Origin of the sequence: Kribbella sp. NPDC050124 (assembly GCF_044460355.1) — a bacterium.
Taxonomy (GTDB): Bacteria; Actinomycetota; Actinomycetes; order Propionibacteriales; family Kribbellaceae; genus Kribbella.
The window spans coordinates 17,166-34,955 of sequence record NZ_JBITJU010000005.1; the positions used below are offsets into that span (position 1 = coordinate 17,166).

Annotated in this window: 13 protein-coding genes; 9 read left to right on the plus strand and 4 right to left on the minus strand. The window is 69.4% G+C overall.

Annotated features, from left to right (window positions below; all coding sequences use genetic code 11):
- Nucleotides 1–46: 46 nt before the first annotated feature.
- From xylA to ACIBL3_RS14825, 5 genes are all read left to right on the plus strand, one after another.
- A complete protein-coding gene (gene xylA / locus ACIBL3_RS14805; RefSeq protein WP_396353821.1) occupies nucleotides 47–1,207 on the plus strand; it encodes a xylose isomerase in 1,161 nt (386 codons plus the stop codon).
- A gap of 114 nt (nucleotides 1,208–1,321) precedes the next feature.
- Nucleotides 1,322–6,697: a ThuA domain-containing protein gene (locus tag ACIBL3_RS14810; protein WP_396353822.1), complete on the plus strand. Its 5,376-nt coding sequence runs from the start codon at nucleotides 1,322–1,324 to the stop codon at nucleotides 6,695–6,697.
- A gap of 259 nt (nucleotides 6,698–6,956) precedes the next feature.
- Nucleotides 6,957–7,958, plus strand: coding sequence for a sugar phosphate isomerase/epimerase family protein (locus ACIBL3_RS14815; protein ID WP_396353823.1), 1,002 nt, complete (start codon nucleotides 6,957–6,959; stop codon nucleotides 7,956–7,958).
- Nucleotides 7,959–8,023: 65 nt separating this feature from the next.
- Nucleotides 8,024–8,344: a hypothetical protein gene (locus tag ACIBL3_RS14820; protein ID WP_396353824.1), complete on the plus strand. Its 321-nt coding sequence runs from the start codon at nucleotides 8,024–8,026 to the stop codon at nucleotides 8,342–8,344.
- 4 nt (nucleotides 8,345–8,348) lie between these two features.
- The gene (locus ACIBL3_RS14825; protein ID WP_396353825.1) at nucleotides 8,349–9,059 is read left to right on the plus strand and encodes a YqjF family protein; all 711 of its coding nucleotides are present in this window, start codon (nucleotides 8,349–8,351) and stop codon (nucleotides 9,057–9,059) included.
- On the opposite strand, the gene ACIBL3_RS14830 is transcribed toward ACIBL3_RS14825, so the two are convergent.
- Nucleotides 9,042–9,842 carry a tetratricopeptide repeat protein gene (locus tag ACIBL3_RS14830; protein ID WP_396353826.1) on the minus strand — a complete coding sequence of 267 codons (801 nt, stop codon included), beginning with the start codon at nucleotides 9,840–9,842 and terminating at the stop codon, nucleotides 9,042–9,044. The two genes, ACIBL3_RS14825 and ACIBL3_RS14830, sit on opposite strands and share 18 nt — an antisense overlap.
- A 94-nt stretch (nucleotides 9,843–9,936) precedes the next feature.
- Here ACIBL3_RS14830 and ACIBL3_RS14835 point away from each other — a divergent pair, with 94 nt between their 5' ends.
- From ACIBL3_RS14835 to ACIBL3_RS14845, 3 genes are all read left to right on the plus strand, one after another.
- Entirely contained in the window at nucleotides 9,937–10,431 is a 495-nt protein-coding gene (locus ACIBL3_RS14835; RefSeq protein WP_396353827.1) for a MarR family winged helix-turn-helix transcriptional regulator, read from the plus strand.
- Nucleotides 10,432–10,514: 83 nt separating this feature from the next.
- On the plus strand, nucleotides 10,515–10,700 hold the full coding sequence (locus ACIBL3_RS14840) for a hypothetical protein (RefSeq protein WP_396353828.1): 186 nt from the start codon (nucleotides 10,515–10,517) through the stop codon (nucleotides 10,698–10,700).
- A gap of 42 nt (nucleotides 10,701–10,742) precedes the next feature.
- Nucleotides 10,743–11,546, plus strand: coding sequence for a GNAT family N-acetyltransferase (locus tag ACIBL3_RS14845; protein WP_396353829.1), 804 nt, complete (start codon nucleotides 10,743–10,745; stop codon nucleotides 11,544–11,546).
- Here ACIBL3_RS14845 and ACIBL3_RS14850 read toward each other — a convergent pair.
- Nucleotides 11,543–12,121, minus strand: coding sequence for a GNAT family N-acetyltransferase (locus ACIBL3_RS14850; protein WP_396353830.1), 579 nt, complete (start codon nucleotides 12,119–12,121; stop codon nucleotides 11,543–11,545). The two genes, ACIBL3_RS14845 and ACIBL3_RS14850, sit on opposite strands and share 4 nt — an antisense overlap.
- A 9-nt stretch (nucleotides 12,122–12,130) precedes the next feature.
- Nucleotides 12,131–12,910 carry an SGNH/GDSL hydrolase family protein gene (locus ACIBL3_RS14855; RefSeq protein WP_396353831.1) on the minus strand — a complete coding sequence of 260 codons (780 nt, stop codon included), beginning with the start codon at nucleotides 12,908–12,910 and terminating at the stop codon, nucleotides 12,131–12,133.
- A gap of 76 nt (nucleotides 12,911–12,986) precedes the next feature.
- On the opposite strand from ACIBL3_RS14855, the gene ACIBL3_RS14860 reads away from it, so the two are divergent.
- Nucleotides 12,987–15,947: a sacsin N-terminal ATP-binding-like domain-containing protein gene (locus ACIBL3_RS14860; protein WP_396353832.1), complete on the plus strand. Its 2,961-nt coding sequence runs from the start codon at nucleotides 12,987–12,989 to the stop codon at nucleotides 15,945–15,947.
- On the opposite strand, the gene ACIBL3_RS14865 is transcribed toward ACIBL3_RS14860, so the two are convergent.
- Entirely contained in the window at nucleotides 15,938–17,728 is a 1,791-nt protein-coding gene (locus ACIBL3_RS14865; RefSeq protein WP_396353833.1) for a BTAD domain-containing putative transcriptional regulator, read from the minus strand. The genes ACIBL3_RS14860 and ACIBL3_RS14865 overlap by 10 nt on opposite strands.
- Between the last annotated feature and the right edge of the window lie 62 nt (nucleotides 17,729–17,790).

Below are 17,790 nucleotides of genomic sequence, written 5' to 3' on the forward strand. Positions count from 1 at the left end.
AGCAACCTCCAGTTCATTTGAACTCGGAGCGAAGCGAGGAGATCAAATGAACAGCTACACCCCGACGAAGGACGACAAGTTCTCGTTCGGCCTCTGGACGATCGGCTGGCAGGGCGTCGACGTCTTCGGTACGGCGGTCCGCCCGCCGATGGACCCGATCCACGCGGTGGAGAAGCTGGCCGAGCTCGGCGCGGCCGCGATCTCGTTCCACGACGACGACCTGGTGCCCGACGACGGCACCCGGCAGCAGGTGCTCGACCGCTTCGCCAAGGCGCTGGCCGACACCGGCATCGTGGTCGAGATGGCCACCACCAACCTGTTCGCCCACCCGGTGTTCAAGGACGGCGGCCTGACCGCCAACGATCGCTCGGTCCGCCGGTACGCGCTGTCGAAGCTGCTGCGCAACCTCGACCTCGCGGCCGAGCTGGGCGCGTCGACGTACGTGCTCTGGGGCGGTCGCGAAGGTGCGGAGTCGGGCGGCTCGAAGGACGTCCGCGCGGCCCTGGACCGGTACAAGGAGTCGATGGACCTGCTCTGCGCGTATGTCCGGGAGCAGGGCTACGACATCCGGTTCGCGCTCGAGCCGAAGCCGAACGAGCCGCGCGGTGACATCCTGCTGCCGTCGATCGGCCATGCCCTTGCCTTCATCAACGACCTCGAGGATCCCGAGCTGGTGGGCCTGAACCCGGAGGTCGGGCACGAGGAGATGGCCGGGCTGAACTACGCGCACGGCATCGCGCAGACGCTGTGGCACGGCAAGCTGTACCACATCGACCTCAACGGGCAGCACGGCCCGCGGTTCGACCAGGACCTGCGGTTCGGCGCCGGGAACCTGCGCGGCGCGTTCTGGACCGTCGACGTCCTGCAGGGTTCGGAGGGCCGGCCCGGGTACGACGGGTACGTGCACTTCGACTACAAGCCGCCGCGGACCGAGGACGAGGACGGCGTGTGGGAGACCGCCCGGGCGTCGATGCGGAACTACCTGATCCTGCGCGAGAAGGTGCAGGCGTTCCGGGCCGATCCCGAGGTGGCCGAGGCACTCGCCGCGGCCAAGGTCGCGGAGTTGTCCGAGCCCACCCTGGCCGAGGGTGAGAGCCTGGCCGACCTCCGTGGCGAGAAGCACGACCCGGACGCGCTGGCCGAGCGTGGACTCGGGTTCGAGAAGCTGGACCAGTTGGCGATGGAGCACCTGCTCGGCGTCCGCTGATCCGGTAGTACTCCCGCGCAGGGCAGAGCACGGGACTTGTGGTAGCGGCCGGGGTTGTGAGGACCCCGGCTTGATGGAGCGCGCGCGCCTTATCCGACCCATGAGGAGCTCCGCATGATCCAGCTACGCAGGCATGGCACGGTGATCCGTGCGCTCGTGCTCGCCCTGATCGCGGCGGTGTTGGTGCCGCTACCGGCCAGGGCGCACCCGGGCCACGGTGACGAGACCTTCAACGCCCTGATCTTCAGCAAGACCGCCGGGTTCCGGCACGACTCGATCCCGGCCGGGATCCAGGCGATCACCGAGCTCGCGGCGGCGAACGACTTCACGGTGACCGCGACCGAGGACGCGTCGATGTTCAACGACACCGAGCTGGCCAAGTACGAGGTGGTCATCTGGCTGTCCACGACCGGCGACGTCCTGAACGCGGACCAGCAGGCCGCCTTCGAGCGGTACATCCGGGCCGGCGGCGGATACGCCGGCATCCACGCCGCCTCGGACACCGAGTACGACTGGCCCTGGTACGGCGAACTCGTCGGCAGCTACTTCGACAGCCACCCACCGGGTACGCCGGCCGGCACGGTGAAGGTCGAGGACCACGCGCACCCGTCGACCGCTGCAGCGCCGACGCTCTGGCAGCGCACCGACGAGTGGTACAACTACCGCACCAACCCGCGGGACAAGGTCCACGTGCTCGCCTCACTCGACGAGTCGTCGTACACCGGCGGGAACATGGGGCCGGAGCACCCGATCACGTGGTGCCAGGACTACGACGGTGGCCGGGCTTGGTACACGGGCATGGGGCACACGATCGCGTCGTACGCCGAACCTGCCTTCCGGCAGCTGCTGCTCGGCGGCCTCAAGACGGCGGCCGGTGTCGTGCCCGCGGACTGTGGTGCCTCGCTGAGCGACAGCTACCAGAAGGTGACCCTCGACGACGACACGTCGAACCCGATGGAACTCGCGGTCGCCGGTGACGGCCGGGTGTTCTACATCGACCGGAACGGCGCCGTGAAGATCATCAAACCGGACGGCTCGGTGATTACCGCCGGAACGCTGAATGTCTACACCGGTCAGGAGTTCGGGCTTCTCGGGATCGCTCTGGATCCGGCGTTCGCGTCGAACGGCCATATGTACCTGTACTACTCGCCGGCTGGGAGTGAGCCCTTCGACCGGGTCTCGCGGTTCACGGTCACCGGAGACACCCTCGACCTGGCGAGCGAGAAGCAAGTACTGCGGATCGACACGCAGCGGGACCAGTGCTGTCACGCGGGTGGCGCGCTGGAGTTCGATGGCGAGGGCAACCTTTTCATCGCCACCGGCGACAACAGCAACCCCTTCGACTCCGACGGTTACACGCCGATCGACGAGCGGTCCGGGCGATCCGCGTGGGACGCGCAACGCAGTGCCGCCAACAGCAACAACCTGAACGGCAAGGTTCTCCGGATCCATCCGTCGGCGGACGGCACCTACACGATCCCCAGCGGCAACATGTTCGCACCGGGTACGGCGAAGACGCGGCCGGAGATCTACGCGATGGGCTTCCGGAACCCGTTCCGGATCGGCATCGACCCGACGACCAACCATCTCTTCGTGGCCGACTACGGGCCGGACGCCGGTGCGGTGTCGCCGACGCGTGGTCCGGACGGGCGGGTCGAGTGGGACATCCTCGACAAGCCCGGGTTCTACGGATGGCCGTACTGCGTCGGCAACAACACGCCGTACAACGACCACGACTTCGCCACCGGTACGTCAGGCGCGGTGTTCAACTGCAACGCGCCCGTGAACGAGTCGCCGAACAACACCGGCATCACGCAACTCCCGGCGGCGATCCCCGCGACGTTGTGGATGGGGAAGTCGACGACCGGCGTACCGGAGATCGGTGGCAGTGGCGCGCCGATGACGAGTGGCGCCTACCAGTACGACGCCGACAGTACGTCGGACCGCAAGTGGCCGGCGTACTTCGACGGCAAGGCAGTGTGGGCGGACTGGAACGACAGCCGGCTGTTCTCGGTGCAGGTGAACGACGACCGCAACGGCGTGGTCGACGTGTCCCGCATGCTGCAGAAGCTGAGCTTCGTCCGGCCGCATGCCTTGCAGTTCGGGCCCGACGGCGCGCTGTACGTGATCGAGTGGGGGAGCGGGTTCGGCGGCAACAACGCCGACTCCGGGATCTACCGGATCGACTACGTACAAGGGAATCGGGCACCGATCGCACAGTTCAGCACGGACAAGACGTCCGGTCCGGCGCCGCTGACCGTGGCCTTCGACTCGACCGGGTCGCGCGATCCGGACGGGCAGCCGATCACGCTGGCGTGGGATTTCGACGGCAACGGTACGACGGACAGCACCGAGGCCAAGCCGTCGTACACCTACGCCACAGCCGGCGTCTTCACGGCGCGGCTGACGGTCTCCGATCCCGACGGCCGTACGGCGGTGTCGAACCGGGCGATCACCTCCGGGAACACGGCGCCGACCATCACCGTGCAGGCACCGGTCGACGGCGGCTTCTTCGACTTCGGGGACACGATCCGCTACAAGGTCACCGTCACCGATCCCGAGGACGGCGTGGTCGACTGCAACGACGTGATCACCCAGCCCGCGCTCGGGCATGACGAGCACGCGCACGGGTACGAGCAATACCGCGGGTGCGAGGGGACCTTCCCGCTGCCCGGGGACCAGGGGCATGTCGGCGCGAACATCTTCGGCATCGTCACCGTGACGTACACCGACAAGGGTGCTCCGGGGACGGGCACGATCACCACGCAGAAGGTCGTGCAACTGCAGCCGAAGACGCGGGAAGCCGAGTACTTCGACGAGACCGGCGGACCGGGGTCCGCGCCCGGCGTGCAGGTCGAGGACACCGGTGACGTTGCCGGTGGTGGGAAGAACATCGGCTGGATCGAGGACGGCGACTGGTGGGGCTGGAAGCCGACGAACCTGACTCAGATCGACCAGATTCAGCTGCGTGCCGCCTCGCCTGAGGCAGGCGCGACCGTGCAGGTCCGGCAGGGCTCGCCGACCGACGGTCCGGTCGTGGCGACGATCCAGGTGTCGCCGACCGGTGGATGGCAGACGTACGGCGACTTCACCAGCGCCGTGTCCGGGGCTTCGCTGGACAGCGGACCGCTGTACTTCGTGAAGACGACCGGCCAACTCAACGTCAACTGGGTGCGATTCATCGGCAAGGGCGTCACAGAGAACCAGCGTCCAGCGGTGGTAGTCAATGCATCAGTTGCTCAGGGCAAGGCTCCGCTGAAGGTGGACTTCACCGCGTCGGCGACCGATCCCGAGGGTGACCTGCCGTTGTCCTACACGTGGAGCTTCGGAGACGGCTCCACTGCGTCGGGCGCGTCGGTGACCCACACCTACACGACACCGGGGACCTTCTCGGCCACCGTGACCGTCACCGACTCGCGTGGCGCGGCCGGTGTGGCGAAGGTCCCGATCACCGTGGACTCACCGTCGTTGCCGGCCTGTCTGACCGGGCGCTCCGACGGCTTCGACGGTACGGCGCTGGACGCCGAGCGCTGGTCCGCAGTTGTCCGCGGCAATCAGGAGCTCGCGGTTGCCGACGGCAAGTTGTCGATCCCGTTGACGGCGACCGACATTTACGGGACGGGCAATTCGGGGACGCCGAACGTCGTACTGCAGCCGTTGCCGTCCGGCCCGTGGCAGGCGACCACGAAGGTCACGTTGCCGGCGCGGCTCGCGTACCAGCAGGCCGGGTTGATCGTGTACGGCGACGACGACAACTACGCCAAGATGGTGATCCAGGGCCGCTCGACCGGGGCGCCGTCGGCGGCTGACCGGATCTTCCAGTTCATTCGCGAGGAAGCCGGTGTGCCGAACGAGGTCGCCGCGTCGAACACGGCCAACCTGGGAGCGTCGTACCCGGACACCGTGTGGGTGCGGTTCACCTCGGACGGGTCGTCGTTGACGGCGGCGTACAGCGCGGACGGGGCGACGTTCACCGAGATGCCGGAGACCAAGCAGCTGGCCGGGATCTCGAACCCGCGGATCGGTGTCTTCGGGCTGACCAACCGGACCGAGGCGTTGCCGATCACGGCCTCGTTCGACTACTTCACCATCACGCCGGACGACACCGCCGAGCAGCCGGCGCCGGACGACGAGTTCGCCGGTACGACGCTCGACGCCTGCCGGTGGTCGGACGTCGTACGCCCTGATCCTGCGGCCTATCGGGTCGGCGGTGACGTGCTCGAGATCGACACCGGGAAGGGCGACATCTACCAGGGTGGCAACACGAACCCGGCCAACCTGATGCTGCAGCCGGCGCCGGACGGCGACTGGACGATCGAGACGAAGGTGGACGCGTCGGCGTTCGACGAGCGCTACCAGCAGGCCGGGCTGATGGTGTACGCCGACGACGCGAACTACGTGAAGCTCGACTACCTCACCACCAACGTGGCTGGGTCGCCTGTGACACGTGGATTGGAGTTGCGGTCGGAGGTCGACGACGTGGTGCAGTCGCCGCAGCCTGGTGCCGCGGCTGCTGGTGGCGTTTGGCACCTGCGGATCGCCAAGTCGGGGTCTACCTTCACCGGCTCGTACAGTACCGACGGCCTAGCCTGGACGGCGCTGCCGTCGGTGACCAATGCGGCCCTCGGGTCTGCGTCGTTCGGGGTCTATGCCTTCGGGGCGGATCAGGTCGCGTCGAAGACGGCTCGGTTCGAGTACTTCCGGTTGGTCCGGGACACGGTCGCTCCGTCCGTCACGTTGTCGTTGAACCCGTCGACGCCTTCGGGTCTGGCTGGCTGGTGGACCGCGCCGGTCGTTGCCACCGCGATGGCGACGGATGACCAGGGTGGTCAGGTGTACGTCGAGCAGAAGGTCGGGGACGGTGCGTGGTCCGAGTACACGGCGCCGGTGACGTTGTCGTCCGACGGTCCGCACACGGTGGCTGTGCGGGCGAGTGACACCGCTGGCAACGTGTCCGAAGCCGCGACGGCATCCGTGAAGATCGACAGCACAGGTCCGACGGTCGCGGTCAGCGGTCTGTCGTCCGGTGGGTCTCTCGGCGTGGCCTCTGTGATCCCAGTCGGGGCTACGGTTGCGGACGCGCTGTCTGGTCCAGGGGCGGTCACGCTCGCGGTCGACGGTCGGCCGCTGACTGGCTCGCTCGATGGCATGCTGCTGGGCCTGGGCGCGCACACGTTGACGGCCACTGCGTCTGATGTCGCCGGCAACAAGTCGGTGACCACGATGCCGTTCGCGGTGGTCGCGTCGTACGCCGAGGCTGTCAAGCTGGTCGACCGCTTGCGCGCGGCCGGAATGGTGCCGGCGGCCACCGCGACGGTGCTGAAAGTCCAGCTGGGGTTGGCGTCCGAGGCTGATCGCCGAGGCCGTGACACGGTCGCCCGCGTCGCTCTCGACCTCTACCTCGCCAAGGCCGGCACCGTGCCGGACGCCGCCGCTCGCGCCCTGCTGCTTGCGGTGGGCAATGACCTGAAGTCCAGGCTGACCCAATGACGTCCGCCGTGGGAGTACGCACTCGTCCGGCCCGGACACCTGCCGCCGCCTCGGCTGGTTCGGCCCCAACCGGGTCTCCGGCAGCGCGCTCTCCCACGGCAGGCGGGGGACCCCGGTCCCCGTCCCCGGCGGCGCCCCGCGCTCCAGGCGTCGCCGGGGACACCCAAGCACCACGCACCACCCACGACCCCGCCCCACCGACTTCCAGTTCGCCCCGGCTGGAGCGCCGTACCGAAGGAAGCTCGACTAAGGAGAAGTGATGGCTCGACCGATTACGTTGTTCACCGGGCAGTGGGCTGATCTGCCGTTCGAGGAGGTGGCGCGGCTGGCGTCCGACTGGGGGTACGACGGGCTGGAGATCGCCTGCTGGGGTGACCACCTCGACGTCCGCCGCGCCGCCGAGGACGAGTCGTACGTGCGCGACCGTCTCGACATCCTCGAGAAGCACAACCTCAAGCTGTGGACGATCTCCAACCACCTGCTCGGCCAGGCGGTCTGCGACGACCCGATCGACCAGCGTCACCAGGCGATCCTGCCCGCGCACATCTGGGGCGACGGTGATCCGGAAGGCGTCCGGCAGCGCGCCGCCGAGGAGATGAAGACGACCGCCCGCGCCGCCCGGGCGCTCGGTGTCGACGTGGTCGTCGGCTTCACCGGTTCGTCGATCTGGAAGACGGTCGCGATGTTCCCGCCGGTCCCGCCGGCCATGATCGAGGCCGGCTACCGCGACTTCGCCGACCGCTGGAATCCGATCCTGGACGTGTTCGACGAGGTCGGCGTCCGGTTCGCGCACGAGGTGCACCCGTCCGAGATCGCCTACGACTACTGGTCGACCACCGCGACCCTCGAAGCGATCGGCCACCGTCCGGCGTTCGGCCTGAACTGGGACCCGTCGCACTTCGTCTGGCAGGACCTCGATCCGGTCGGCTTCCTGTGGGACTTCAAGGACCGGATCTACCACGTCGACTGCAAGGACGCGAAGCGCCAGGTCGGCAACGGACGCAACGGCCGGATGGGCTCGCATCTGGCCTGGGGCGACCCACGCCGCGGCTGGGACTTCGTGTCCACCGGCCACGGCGACGTCCCGTGGGAGGCCTGCTTCCGGATGCTGAACACGGTCGGGTACGACGGCCCGATCTCGGTCGAGTGGGAAGACGCCGGCATGGACCGCCTGGTCGGCGCCGCCGAAGCCCTCCAGTTCGTCCGCTCGCTGGCCTTCGACCCACCCACCGCGTCCTTCGACGCTGCCTTCTCGTCCTGATCAGCCGGACAGTTGGGTGGGTCGGTCGGCCCACCCAGCTGTCCGTCGGGGCTACCCTCGATGACATGACTGCTGGCAGGTACGTCGCCCGGATCGTCGAGGTGCCGGATCACGGGATCAAGCTCGCACCGGAGCCCGGGGCGGCCGTTCCGGACCAGCCGACCGAGGTGAACCTGCTCGGGATGGCGATCGCGCTGGCGCTCGGCTCGGCGGGGTACCGGCATCACGCCGTGCGGCGCGACCCGGAGATGCAGACCCTGGACGCGCTGCTGACTGGTGACGCCGTGATGCCGTGGCGCGCTGGTTCGGGCGGCGGTACGGCGTACGTCGTCTGCGAACTGAACGACGGCCGCCCGACCTGCGAGGTCCGGCCGAGCGCCGACTGATCCGGTGGAGGCGAGCTGGCCCGAGGCGCCCGCGCTCCGGCGACCTCGGATCCTGCGCCAGTGGTGGCGTGACCTGACGTTCCTGCACTGGGCCGTGGAACCGGCGGCGGTCGCGCACTTCTTTCCGCCGGGGGTCCGGCCGGACACGTTCGAAGGACACACGTACGTCGGCCTGGTGCCGTTCCGGATGACCGACACCGGGTCGGCTCGCGGTCCCGCCGTACCGTACTTCGGGAGCTTCCTCGAGACGAACATCCGGCTGTACTCGGTCGACACCACCGGCCGGCGCGGGGTCGTCTTCCTCAGCCTGGACGCCGACCGCCTGGCCGTCGTCGCGGCCGCCCGGACCGTCTTCGGCCTCCCGTACCGCTGGGCCCGGATGACTCACGTTGTCGACGGCAACCACCAGGCCTATACCTCGACACTGCGCCGAGTCGGCGCCACAGTCGAAGTCCAGGTAGGCCGACCGGTGGGGCCAGGTCCTCTCGAAGACTTCCTCACCGCCCGCTGGGGCCTCCACATCCACCGAGCCGGCCGCACCTGGTACCTCCCGAACCACCACCCGGCCTGGTCCCTCCACACGGCCGACCTGCTCCGTTTCGAGGACCGCGGCCTCTTCGCCTCAGTCGGCCTCACCGACCTGAACCGCGAACCGGACCACGTGCTCTACAGCCCCGGCGTCCCCGCCGAGTTCGGCTTACCCTTTCGCATCTGAGCTCATCAGCTCGGCGGTCTGCTTGCTGATGAACGTCAAGCCGACCTGGTTCGACCAGCGGTTGATCTCGGTGGCCAGCGCGCGCGACCCGGCCACGTCGCCTTCGTCCTTCAGCAAGACCGCGAGCAGCGTCTGCTGCGCCAATGCGCCCAGCAGATGTCCCACCTGCTGCCGGAGTTCGGTCGACCGCTCCCACTGCTCCCGCGCGCCCTGCAGATCGCCGGCTGTGTGCGCGTGATCCCCGAGATGCCGTAACGCCAACGAGACCAGCAGGTCGTCGCTCGCCCGCTCGCCTAGCGCGAGCGCATCCTTGTAGTGCCCGAACGCCTCCTCGTGGTCACCGAGCAGATTGTCGGCAATCACGCCCGCGTAGAACGATGCCAACCCGCGCCTGCTGTCGTCGGCTGCGTCGTCCCGCAGTTGTACGACGCGCCCGGACAACTCAGCACCGGTGGTCCGATCGCCGGCCTCGTCGCGTGGGCCGAACAACCGGTCGGAGTAGTCCTTGCGCAGGTGCAGCATGCGCAAGTCCCAGCTGTTTGTTGCGTCGGGCAGATTCTCCAGGGCTTGTGACGCGGCGGCCAGCGCCGCTGGTGCGTGGCTGGTCTGCTGGGCGAAGTCCTGGTCCACGGCGACCTCGGCGCGGGCGAGGGCCAGCGCGCGGCGGTCAGCGGGGTCGTCGGTGGCCGCGGCGCGCAGGAGGTCGGTGGCGTCGGTCCAGCGGGCGGCGCGCATGAGCTGAGTGGCGGCGGAGATGACGGCGGGTACGGCGACGTGGGCCATCGGAGATCCTCTCGGTCGAGGTGCTGATGTCCGCAGAGTATTTCGACGTCGAAATTTTTGACAACTAACCTTCAGTCGGTGAAAAGTTGGACGGGTGAAGGATTCGGTGGATGCGCATATCGACCTCTGGATGGACGAGGTGCCGGAGCTCGATCGGCTGGTCGAGGGGATCACAGCCCGGTTGCAGGTGCTGACGAAGTACCTGGATCGGCACCGGGAGGCGGTGCTGGCGGAGTTCGGGTTGCAGTGGTGGGAGTTCAAGACGCTCCACATGCTGCGCCGGGGAGGTCCGCCGTACCGCGCGACGCCGGGGGAGCTGGCCAAGCAGCTCGCGATGTCACCGGCGGCGCTCACCAACCGCCTCGACGCCCTCGAGAAACGCGGCTTCGTCGAGCGGAACCACGACCGCGACGACCGCCGCAAGGTCGTCGCCACCCTCACTCCCACCGGCCACAAGCTCTGGGAACAGGGCATCGACCGAATCCAGCAGGTCGAGCGGGACCTCGTCCACAACCTGTCCGTCCGCGAGCGCCTCCGCCTCGAGGTTCTGCTCCGCTATCTCGTCCTGGCCACGGAAAAGACCGGCTGAGGCGATGTCAAGATTCCGCGGTTCGCTCCGACGTCCGGGTAAAGGCGCCGACCGGGTGCCGGTGAAACCTGGAGGACGGACCGATGGAACCGCTGAACCTGATGGTGTCGCTGAGCCACTTCGCGGGTGCGAAGAAGGAGCGGCGTTACCTGAGTGACGGTCCGCGTCAGCCCCGCGCGTCGCGTCGTGATCGCCGGGCTGAGCGGGGGCGGGAGCACGCACGGTGGCGGAGCGTTGTGCGCGGAGTCACCAAGCTCGCAACCCGGTGAAATGAGGCGAGGGATCGGCTTGCCTCGTGGCACAGTCCTGCTGTGACGGAGTCTTCGAGAAGTGCACAGGTCATTGAGCTGCTCGCGGCGTACGACGAGCAACTGCGGGGTGGGAGTGAAGGCGGCAGCGTGCCGACGAGCCTGGACGGACCGGTGATTCGGGTCGAGTACCCGAGCCGGGGGTTTGTGAGCTATCGGTCGGTGGAGGGGCTCGACGGGGCCGAGCTGGATGCGCTGATCGCGCGGCAGCGGGACTTCTTCGCGGCCAAGGGGCAGGCGGTCGAGTGGAAGCTGCGGGGCCACGATCTCCCGGCGGACCTGCCGGAGCGGCTGCGGGCTGCCGGGTTCGTGCCTGAGGAGCAGGAGACCGTGCTGGTCGCGGAGAGCGCGGACATCGTCGAGCGGTTGCGCGGGCGTGAACACGTCGACGGTGTCTCGATCCGGCGTACGGAAGAGCCTGCGGACTTCGAGCGGATCGCCGCGATGGAGTCGACCGTCTGGAACGACGACTGGTCCTGGCTGGCTGACGAACTGGGACGGCATCAGGCCTCCGGGCTGGCTGACATCTACGTCGCCGAGGTGGATGGCCAGGTCGTGTCGGCAGCTTGGGCTGTCTACAGGAAGGAGACCGAGTTCACCGGGCTGTGGGGTGGGTCGACGCTGGCCGAGTGGCGGGGCAGAGGGATTTACAAGGCGTTGGTAGCGGTTCGTGCCGCGCGGGCGCTCGAGCTTGGCTACAAGTACTTGCACGTCGACGCGTCCGACGACAGTTCGCCGATCCTGCAGCGGCTCGGCTTCGTGGCCATCACGACTACCACGCCCTGGGTGTTCACGCCGGCCCGCTAGCGCGGCGCGCGGTACATCGCGTAGTGGATCGGGCCGCGGTGCGGGAGCTCCAGCTCGGCGATGACCGTGAAACCCAGGGACTCGTAGAAGCCGAGGTTGGCGGGTTCCTGGGTTTCCAGGAAGGCGGCGGAGTGGTCGGCGTCGGCCGTGGCCAGTCCGGGCGTGATCACGGCTCGGCCGAGTCCCTGGCTCCGCCGGTCGGGATCGACGCCGACCAGGGCGAGGAACCACACGGGTTCGCGCGGGCGGAAGATGCCCATCGCCTGCTCGTACTCCGCCGCCAGCTCGGCCCGTGAGCCGGCCAGTTCCTTGAACGCGTCCGCATGCGGAGCGAAGGCGTGCGGGGGAGTGGCCGGCGTGGTCCAGACGGCCACCGCGCTCACGTCCGACGTGACCCAGACCCGGCCGTGCGGCAGGCCGATCCGGGTCAGGAAGAGTCGCTGGTACTGCGTGAGCCGGTCGAGGTAGTGGTCCGGATCGAGGCCCATCCGCGTCATCGGGTAGTCCTCGAACGCGCGGGCGAGAGTGCGGACCGCCGCGTCCACATCCTTCTCAGTTGCCCGCCGTACCTGCATGGTTCGAGATTACGTTTTCAGCGTCCGCAGGATCAGGTCGGCGACGGCTCGCATGCCGGCCGCGTTCGGGTGGTACGGCGCGCCGCCGAGCAGTTTGAACCCGGTCGTCCAGGGCTCGGGCGATCCGATCGCGTGGTCCCGACTCGCCGCCGACGCCGTGATCAGGTCGGCGCCCGTCGTGGCGGCCGCCTTCGCGAAGGCGGCGGCGAGGCCGTCGGCCATCAGGGCGACGCTCGGCAGTTGCTCCTCGTTCAGTGGTACGTCGAGACGCGGCCGGGTACTCGGGCCGACCAAGGTCAGGTAGTCGACCAGCATGATGCGCGCCGACGGAGCCCGGTCGCGGACGCTCTCGACGACGGTCATCAGTGAGTCGGTGACGGCCTGGTAGGCGGCGTCGTCCTTGAGGTAGCTGACCCGGGCGCGGATGCGGTTCCCGACCCGGCGGCCGAGGAGGGTCGCCGGCCGGGCCAGCGTGTTGAGCATGCTGCCGCGGATGAACGTCCCGACGTACTCGAGATCGTTGCCTCCGGCAGTGATCGTGACCAGGGCGGTGTCGGGCGTGACCGCCTCGACCTGCGGTGGTGCGGCGTCCTGCGCGGTGTCGAGGAGGTTCGCCGTGGTCGCGCCGGAGTAGGTGACGTCGACCAGGTCGAGACCCAGCTCGGCCGCGACCAGGTGCGGGTAGTTGCTGCCCGAGCGGCTCGCCGGCTTGTGCGCGATCGGGCTGATTCCTGGACCCGCGGCGAACGAGCTGCCGAGGGCGACGTACCGGCTGCCGGGTGCGATCACCGGTCCACGATAGCCGTCACGCCGGGGGCCCGGGCACGATCCTGGCTCAGACGGCACGCTTGGCATACTGCACGGCGTGACTGACGACGTGTTCGGCGTAGGCGGGATTCGGGAGCGAGTGCTGGCCGGGTGGGCGGCGGCGCCGGTGCGGTTCCGGGAGGACGCGAACGCCGAGGAGGAACTGGCGCTCGGCGGGTACGTCGACCGGGTCGTCATCGAGCTCGCGCAGAACGCGGCGGACGCGGCGGCGCGGGCGGGTGTGCCGGGGCAGGTGCTGTTCGAGCTTCGGGACAACACGCTGGTCGTCGCCAACACGGGCGCGCCGTTGTCCGCGGCGGGGGTCGAGTCGCTGGCCACGCTGCGGGCATCGGCGAAGCGGGACGAGGCTGCGGTCGGGCGGTTCGGTGTCGGGTTCTCCGCCGTCCTCGCGGTGACCGACGAGCCGGTGGTGTTGTCGCGGACCGGGGGAGTGCGGTTCTCGAAGGCGGACACGGCGGCGACGATCGCGGGGCTCGGGTCGGCTGGGCTCGACACCGAGGTACGGCGCCGCAACGGCCAGGTGCCCGTACTGCGATTGCCGTTCGAGGCAGCCGGTGAGCCGCCCGAGGGCTACGACACCGCGGTCATCCTGCCGCTGCGTGACGAAGCCGCGGCCGCCCTCGTCCGCCGCCTCCTCGACGAAGCCGGGGATGCGCTGCTGCTCGCCCTGCCGGGCCTCGAACGCATCGAGATCGCCACCACCCACGGCCGCCGCGTCCTCGAAGACGTCGAGTCCCGCTGGCACATCCACCGCGTGGCAGGCGTCTTCACCGAACCCCAACGCGACCAACTCCTGGCCGACCGCCCCACCGAAGAACGCACCCGCCCCCAATGGTCAATCCTCTGGGCACTTCCCAGTGACGAGGCCGTCGAGCTACCCGGGGTCGTCCAGGCGCCGACCCCGACGGACGAGGCGCTCAGTCTGCCGGTGTTGCTGTTGGCAACGTTCCCGCTTGATTCCACGCGGCGGCAGGTGGCGCAGGGGGCGTTGACTGATTGGCTTGTGCGGGAAGCGGCCAGCGCTTATGCGGAGTTGTTGCGGCGGCGGGTCGAAGACGGGGGTGAGGTGCTTCAGCTCGTGCCGACCGGGTTGGCGGCGGGGGCGCTGGATCGCGCGCTTCGGGATGCGATTGTTGCCGTGTTGCCGGATACGCCGGTGCTTCGGGTGGTGGTGGACGGCGCGGTGATTCGGCCGCGGGATGCGGTGGTGGTCGAGGGGGCGGATGAGGCATTCACCGCGCGGCTGGGGCCGATTGTGCCTGGGTTGGTTCGGTCGAGCTTGCAGTTTCGGGGTGCGCTGGATGCGCTGGGCGTGCGCCGGCTCGAGTTGGCTGAGGTGGTTGATCAGCTCGGGGCACAGCAGGCGCCGGAGTGGTGGCGAGGGTTGTACGCGTCGCTCGCCGGCATGGTGACGGACGCGCTCCTGCGGGAGTCCCTCGGCACCCTCCCGGTCCCGCTCGCCGACGGTCGACTCGTGCGGGGTGTGCGTGGTCTCCTCCTGCCCGGACCCGAGTTGCCGGTCGACGTGCTCAAGGAGTTCGGCGAGTACGGCGTCCGCATCGTCCACCCCGACGCGGTCGACCCGGCGCTCGAGCGGCTCGGCGCCCTCCCGGCGACCCCGCGGACGCTGCTCGAGGACAGCGCCGTACGGACCGCCGTCGAGCACTCGCTGGAGGCCGACGACCCGGATGGGATCGCGCACGCCGTCCTGAGCCTGGTCGCCGCCGACCCGGCGCAGGCGGACGGCCTGTGGTGGCTCGCCGACCTTGCGCTCCGCGACGCCGAGGGCGACCTCGTCCCCGCGAACGCGCTCGTCATCCCAGGATCCGAGGCAGCGTCGATCCTCGACGAAGACGAGGTCGCGCCGGTCGATCGCGAGCTGCTCGACCGCCACGGACTGCCCGCGCTGGTAGCGGTCGGCGTCCTCGCCACCCTCGGTGTCGTCACCACCTCGGACGTCGCGCTCGACGAGCTGCCCGAGTCCTTCACCGACCTCGACGGCATCGAGGACTGGGCGTACGACGTGGCGCCCGACGGCTCCCGGTACGGCGCGACGATCGGTGAGCTGACCGCGATCCGGGACCTCGACTGGATCACCGACGACGCCTGGCCGCGAGCCCTCGAACTGTTCGGCTCCGCACCCGAGCTCCGGCGCGCCCTGGTCACCCAGGTGCGCGTGGTCGGGCCCGACGACCGGGCACTCGGCGTCCCGTCGTACGCCGCCTGGTGGATCCGCGAACGGGTGCTGCTCGAGGACGGCGAACCCCTGGCCGGGCGAGCCGATCCGGACGCCGACCCGGTGCTCGCGAGCTTCCTCGACGAAGCGCCGGAGTGGACGGCTCGGCTCGATCCCGAGGTGCGTACCGCGGTCGGACTGGTCCGCGAGGTCGGCGATCTCGACGCGGACGGCATCAGCCTGCTGCTCGAACGACTCGCGGATCCGGAGCGCGACGTCGAGGAGAGCGAACTGCTGCGGTTGTGGAGCCGGCTCGGCACCCTGGCCGTCTTCCCGGGCGACGCGCCGGAGCACGTCCGGGTCCTCGCGGACGACGGCCTGACCCGCGTCACCGAGGCCGGCGCCGCGGTGGTCGTCGACGGCCCGATGTGGTTGCAGCGCGAGGATCTGGGCGGTTTCGTGGTCGCGTCCGGCGCCGCGGCGGACGGGCTGAGCGACCTGCTCGACGTGCCGATGGCCCAAGAAGTTGCCCAGGGCAAGATCGACGGCGAAGGTACGGCGGCCGACGTGCCGGAGATCGTCCGTGAGCTGGTCCCGGAGGTACCGGCGACGTGGTGGGAGCACGAGGAGCTCACCGTCGACGGCGTCGAGGTGTCGTGGTGGGTGGACGAGGACGGCGCACCGCATGCGGCGACGTTCGACGGTCTGGCCAAGGCGCTGGCGTGGGCAAGCGGGCGGTGGGATCAGCGGCACGTGATCCGCGCCGTACTCAACGAGCCGGACCGTAGCTCCGAGCTGCTGGTCGACGCAGCCTACGACTGAGCCAGCTGACGCAGCGCCGGATTGTCGATCTCGGCACTGAGCGATCGCGCATTCGCGACAGCCCGCTGGTCGCCGAGCCGACCGAGGTGGAGCTGCGCATGCACGAGCATCTCCCGCAGATCGCAGCGCGCGGCGAGCGAGGACAGGTTGCCGGCCAGGTGCTGTGCACGTTCGCCGTCGGAGCGATCGATCGCGGTCCCGACCGCGGTGTCGAGGACGTGCGCATGCACCCACTGGTAGCGGTCGGGTTCACGACTGGCCCGCGTCAACGCGAGATCGAGCCACTCGGTCGCGCCCGGATAGTCGCCCCGACTGGCGTGCAGCAAGGCCAACCCCCGACCCGCCATCCCTTCCCAGCACGGGTCGTTCAGCTGGCAGCCCATCGCCCAAGCCTGCTCGAACCCCTCGGCCGACGCGTCCAGCTTGCCGGCGTACAGATCAAGCTCGGCGGCCATGGCCTGCGGCCAAGGCAGGAAGGCGATCCAGCGTTCCTGCCGGACGAGGTCGAGCGTCTCAGCCAGTGCCTTGGCGGCCTCGCCGTACTCGGATCGCAGCAGGTGTGCCCGGCCCACCAGTGCCAGGGACCACGCCTGCTGCCGGTGATCGCCGCAGCGAGCGGCGAGCTCGACCGACTCACCCAACTGCTCGAACGCGGCGCGATAGTCGGCCCGGTCGGACGAGTTCATCCCGCGGACGCCGAGGATCGCGGCGTACTCCGCATTGGTCTCCGCGAGCGCGTGCGCCTTGGACAGCCACTCGTCTCCGGTCTGCCGCCGTCCGGCCTGGACCTCGATGAACCCGAGCTCGCGCAGCGCCAGCACCGTGGTGGCCCGTTCACCGGCTTCGTCGGCGACCGCCATCGCCTCGTGCAGGACGATCGCGCCCTCCTCGTCGTGCCCGCGAATCGCATGTACGAGTGCACTGCCGAGGGCGGCGAGAGCCCTTGCTTCCAAGGTCTTGTCCTGGCAGTCGACGGCGAGGGCCGCGGCCTGGCGCAGGCACTGCAGACCGGCGTCGACCGCACCGGCCACGATCGCCGCGCGGCCGGCCTGCAGCTGACTGACGGAGGCAGCCCGCCCGCGGAGTGGTGGACCTGTGAGCGGCTCGACCTGCGCTGCTTCCCGGAGCGATCCGGAAACCTCGATGCCGAGCTCACGCCGGAACAGGTCCTCGCAGATCGCGATCTGCCGCAGCGCGCGCACCCGATCACCGGAGGTGGCCAGGCTCCGGATCAGCAGTTCGTGGTTGCCCTGCTCATGCGGATTGATCTCGACCGCCTTGGCGGCAAAGGGAATCGCCTCCGCCGCCTGCCCGGCTGCGAGCAAGGCGATCGCGTTCTGCCGGAGCCGCGCCTCGATCGTGCCGGCGATCCGGCGCCGCTCGACCAGCAACCAGGACTCGAACTCCGGACACGACTCCAGGTCGACACCCTCGAGCAGCTCACCACCGAGCGTGAGCAGCGACTCGGGATCGGCGGACGGTTCGGTCAGCTCCAGTACGTCGACCGTCGTCGAGCCGTCGAGCGTGGTCACCACCGGATCCCCGGACAGCAGCTCGGGTACGTCGATCGCGCGCCGAAGCTCGGCCAGCGTCCAGCGCAACGCCCCGAGCGGATCCTCGGCGTCGCCGAAGAACAGCTCGGCGAGCCGGCGGCGGCTGGGTGGCCGCTCGGCCAGCAACAGGTAGCCGAGCAGCGCCCACGCCTTCCGCCCGCGCGGTTGACGACCCGGCTCCCCGCCACGCTCGACCACCGGCGGCCCAAGCAACCGAATCGTCGCCATCACGGCCCCCTCCACCCCTTCGCCGATTTGATGGGTTCACCCACCAGCTCGTGGGTTCGCCA